We start from the raw sequence: 3,298 nt of genomic DNA, 5'->3' as shown, positions 1-3,298 counted from the left end.
GTGTATGCCAACCCTGTATAGCAGGCGAACAGGAATATATCACGAACGGCAGATAAGCGCCTGTTGGGTATTTCCTTTCTTTGCAGCTTAGATAATTCGTCATCATTAAGGAAGCCGCGGTCTATATCTTTCAGGGAGCATTTAAAATTCAGGAACGGATTTTTATCCAACCAGCCATGAGCTACTGACATGTTAGTGATCTTCTTTAAAAACTGTATGTATTTAATTGCAGGGTTGTGGCTGATCAGATCAACAGTTTTCAGGAAGATTTCAAAGTTCACCACGAAACGATGATCCAGTTCTTTCAGAAATACATCTTTCCGTTTATACTGGTATTCGATGTACCGGGTTACTTTCTTGAGCAGGCTTTCATACTTTGTTACTGTGGCTTTCGTGCTTTCTACCCCCAGTTTTTGCCTTAGCTGGTTGTTATGCAACCTGAATGCTTCCAGCAGTGTACGTACGTCCCCATTATTATCCCCATTTATACGTTGTTTAATTATATCGATGGAGGCTGGTATATCTTTTTCCAAACAATCGTTGAAAGTAGCCAGCACATTACTTTTAAACAGTGATAGCTGTTTGTTCAGTTCTTTATGTTCTGGTCTGTTCTCTCTGAGATGGTGTTTTTGCTGATTCCAGTGTTTTTCATCTACGGTAATACCTGTGTGAAGCTGTCCTGTTTCGTTGGGAAGTGTTATTTTCAGGTAGACAGGTGTTCCATTTTTGTTCTTCCGTGATTTATACAGGAAGAATGATAAATAAATTCTGCTGTTTTCCATACTGTTTGATTTGCATGGCTTCCAGACAAAAGTGTGTACATACTACTTGTGTAAGTGTTTGATTCTCATTACCTCCAACTGATAGCTGCAAAAAAAGCTACTGAGAGCTTGTATGTTAGCTGGATGATGATAAAACAACGATTACATTTTACGTGTTGCTCTCAGAGCGTTTTCAGCAAACGCTTTACTGCAGCGCTAAAACAAAAAAGCCCCGATAACCTGCGTTACCAGAGCTTTAAAGCTTGCGGAGAAGAAGGGATTCGAACCCTTGATAGGCTTTCACCTATACACACTTTCCAGGCGTGCCAGTTCAACCACTCCTGCACTTCTCCGTGATTATCTTTTCCTGAACAAAACGGAAGGGTTGATTTTCCAATTCAGGGTTGCAAAGATAATCCTTTAGTTTATATTTCAAAAAAAAGTTTAATTCTTATCGTAGAGCTTCCATATGCCTCCGCCCAAAAGGCCGCCCACAATGGGTCCTACAATAAACACCCAGAGGTGGGCCATAGCATCGCCGCCTACAAACAGGGCCGGTCCGATGCTCCTGGCAGGGTTTACAGAAACCCCTGTAACCGGGATGCCTACAATATGGATCATGGTAAGGCAAAGACCAATGGCCAGCCCGGCAAACGCTGTGTTGCCGTTGTTTTTACTGGTACTGCCATGTACCACTACAAGGAAAATGGCGGTCAGGATGATTTCTGCCACCAGGCCGCTGATGAGGGAATAGTGATCCGGTGAACCATCTCCCACCCCATTGGCGCCAAGACCGTTAGCTGCAATGCTGTAATCTGCTTTTCCCTGTGCAACAAAATACAGAAGTGCTGCAGCTACAATACCTCCAATGATCTGTGCAACAATATATCCGCCTGCATCTTTACCGGATATTTTGCCTGTAGACCACAGGGAAATAGTGATGGCCGGATTCAGATGACATCCGGAAATATGACCTATCGCGTAGGCCATTGTAACTACCGATAAACCAAATGAAAAAGCGATACCAAGAAACCCTACGTGCGCGCCCGCCAGAACGGCGCTTCCACAACCCATAAATACCAGGACAAAAGTGCCAAAGAATTCAGCAATGCATTTTTGTGATAAGGAAACTCCCATAGAATAATGAATTTTGTGGTGAATAGAAATTGGGGAATAAGCGTTTGGTGATATTTAAATTTACTTTAAATATTCAAAATAAAAAAAAGAGGGATGTATAATTGAATGTACATCCCTCTTCTATATGCTTTTGTGAATAAAATATTTAATATACTTCAATCGGCGTAAGTTCGCCACGGAGTGATGTTTCCAGCATTTTTTTGGCATCACCGACAGAAAGCCCCTGGCCCAATACAAACATCAGTTTGGTCACTGCCGCTTCAAAGGTCATATCATGGCCACTCACTACCCCAATTTCCACCAGGTGTTGGCTCGTTTCATATTTCCCCAGCTCCACAGATCCACCGTCACATTGGGTGATATCCACTACAATAGCGCCATTGTCGATCACCTTTTTAATGCTCTCAATAAACCAGGGTTGTGTGTTGGTATTGCCACTGCCAAAGGTTTCCATGATTACACCCTTTAAGCCGGATACGCTTAGTGTAGCTTCCACAGCCCTCCTGGTAATACCGGGAAATAATTTCAGAACGGTAATATTTGTTTCCAGTTCTTTATGCACCTTTAACGGTTGCGTAGGTGGAGGTAAAATAAACTGGTGTTTGAACTTGATATCAATGCCTGCTTCTGCAAGTTGAGGGTAGTTCATGGTGTAGAAGGCTTCGAACTTTTCTGCATTATATTTTTTTGAACGGTTACCTCTGAACAGGGAAAAGTCGAAGTAAATACATACTTCCGGTACCATAGACACCGTAGTGCCGTTATGCCTGCTGCAGGCTATTTCCATTGCCGTAATAATATTCTCTTTGGCGTCGGTACGTATTTTCCCGATAGGAAGCTGGGAGCCGGTCAGGATAACGGGTTTGGAAAGATTTTCCAGCATAAAGCTCAGGGCGGAGGCGGTGAAAGCCATTGTGTCGGATCCATGGAGGATAACAAAGCCATCGTAGCGGTCGTACCTGTCTTCTATAATACTGGCCAGTTCCACCCATATTTCTGGCTGCATGTCTGACGAATCTATAGGCGGATTAAATGCGTATACATAAAAATCGATGCCCATCCGGTATAGTTCCGGTAAATTATTCCTTATTTCGTTGAAGCCGATCGGGCGCAGTGCTTTGGTTTTATCGTCATAGATCATACCTACAGTACCGCCCGTGTAAATTATCAGAATTTTACTCATTGTGCTAGTAGCCATTGCCTGCAAAGGTATTCACTAAACAGTTAGAGCATTTTGAATAATTTCCGGGCATTACTGCTTGTTATAGCTGCAACGTCTGCTATTTTTAGATTTTTTATATCTGCCACCTTTTCTCCTGCCAGCGGGAGGTAAGCGCTTTCATTACGTTTTCCGCGATAAGGAACCGGGGCCAGGTAAGGTGCATCTGTTTCCATTACAA

4 protein-coding genes and 1 tRNA gene are annotated in these 3,298 nt (G+C 43.0%); all 5 read right to left on the bottom strand.

Features of this window, described 5'->3' with window-relative positions; translation table 11 throughout:
• On the bottom strand, positions 1-782 hold a 782-nt coding region (locus VIM72_RS25670), incomplete at its 3' end, for a site-specific integrase (RefSeq protein WP_332005677.1).
• A 245-nt stretch (positions 783-1,027) separates the two neighbouring features.
• Positions 1,028-1,114, bottom strand: a tRNA-Ser gene (locus VIM72_RS25665).
• A gap of 91 nt (positions 1,115-1,205) precedes the next feature.
• Entirely contained in the window at positions 1,206-1,898 is a 693-nt protein-coding gene (gene aqpZ / locus VIM72_RS25660) for an aquaporin Z (RefSeq protein WP_332005676.1), read from the bottom strand.
• Positions 1,899-2,043: 145 nt separating this feature from the next.
• A complete protein-coding gene (locus tag VIM72_RS25655) occupies positions 2,044-3,081 on the bottom strand; it encodes a type I asparaginase (RefSeq protein ID WP_332005675.1) in 1,038 nt (345 codons plus the stop codon).
• A 41-nt stretch (positions 3,082-3,122) separates the two neighbouring features.
• Entirely contained in the window at positions 3,123-3,293 is a 171-nt protein-coding gene (locus VIM72_RS25650) for a TatD family hydrolase (RefSeq protein ID WP_332005678.1), read from the bottom strand.
• Positions 3,294-3,298 lie beyond the last annotated feature (5 nt).

Origin of the sequence: Chitinophaga sp. (assembly GCF_036569185.1) — a bacterium.
Taxonomy (GTDB): Bacteria; Bacteroidota; Bacteroidia; order Chitinophagales; family Chitinophagaceae; genus Chitinophaga.
This window is presented reverse-complemented; position numbering and strand designations above follow the sequence as displayed.

Coding starts and splice junctions, on each gene's coding strand:
- aqpZ (WP_332005676.1), bottom strand. CDS start 1,898: ATGGGAGTTTCCTTATCACAAAAATGCATTGCTGAATTCTTTGGCACT.
- VIM72_RS25655 (WP_332005675.1), bottom strand. CDS start 3,081: ATGAGTAAAATTCTGATAATTTACACGGGCGGTACTGTAGGTATGATC.
- VIM72_RS25650 (WP_332005678.1), bottom strand. CDS start 3,293: ATGGAAACAGATGCACCTTACCTGGCCCCGGTTCCTTATCGCGGAAAA.